The organism is Curtobacterium sp. Leaf183, from assembly GCF_001424385.1.
Classification (GTDB): Bacteria; Actinomycetota; Actinomycetes; order Actinomycetales; family Microbacteriaceae; genus Curtobacterium.
Genome location: NZ_LMPO01000002.1, coordinates 1 through 1,057, shown reverse-complemented (window position 1 = coordinate 1,057; position 1,057 = coordinate 1). Strand labels below are relative to the sequence as shown.

The following is a 1,057-nucleotide window of genomic DNA, read 5'->3' as shown; positions in this document are numbered from 1 at the left end:
ACGTTGAGTCCGGCGGCGTCCTACTCTCCCACAAGGTCCCCCTTGCAGTACCATCGGCGCTGAGAGGCTTAGCTTCCGGGTTCGGAATGTGACCGGGCGTTTCCCTCTCGCTATGACCACCGGAACACCTTCGACTTGACCCAATGGATCAAGAAAGCTGTCCCGCCAGTGCTCTTCTCAGAGCAGCGCGGTATTCAGTTCTCATGTTCCCGATCGTCTGTCGGGAACCACAAAGTGGACGCGAGCCCCGCACCGAAGTGCGGGAAATAGTTGTGTTGTCAAGTCTTCGGCTTATTAGTACCGGTCAGCTCCACGGGTCGTTAGTCCCCGCTTCCACATCCGGCCTATCAACCCAGTAGTCTGCTGGGAGCCTCTCACACTCAAGGTGCATGGAAATCTCATCTCGAAGACGGCTTCCCGCTTAGATGCTTTCAGCGGTTATCCGGTCCGAACGTAGCTAATCAGCGGTGCCCTTGGCAGAACAACTGACACACCAGAGGTTCGTCCATCCCGGTCCTCTCGTACTAGGGATAGATCTTCTCAAATTTCCAACGCGCGCAGCGGATAGGGACCGAACTGTCTCACGACGTTCTAAACCCAGCTCGCGTACCGCTTTAATGGGCGAACAGCCCAACCCTTGGGACCTACTCCAGCCCCAGGATGCGACGAGCCGACATCGAGGTGCCAAACCATGCCGTCGATATGGACTCTTGGGCAAGATCAGCCTGTTATCCCCGAGGTACCTTTTATCCGTTGAGCGACAGCGCTTCCACAAGCCACTGCCGGATCACTAGTCCCGACTTTCGTCCCTGCTCGACCTGTCAGTCTCACAGTCAAGCTCCCTTGTGCACTTACACTCGCCACCTGATTGCCAACCAGGTTGAGGGAACCTTTGGGCGCCTCCGTTACTCTTTGGGAGGCAACCGCCCCAGTTAAACTACCCATCAGGCACTGTCCATGAACCCGATCAGGGTCCTACGTTAGACATCCAAAGTGACCAGAGTGGTATTTCAACAATGACTCCACGAACACTAGCGTGCCCGCTTCACAGTCTCCC

2 rRNA genes are annotated in these 1,057 nt (G+C 56.2%); both read right to left on the bottom strand.

Annotation, left to right across the window (positions count from 1 at the left end):
- Positions 1–7: 7 nt before the first annotated feature.
- Positions 8–124 (bottom strand): 5S ribosomal RNA (gene rrf, locus ASG04_RS03245).
- Between the two features lie 150 nt (positions 125–274).
- Positions 275–1,057 (bottom strand): 23S ribosomal RNA (locus ASG04_RS03240); the annotation flags it as partial.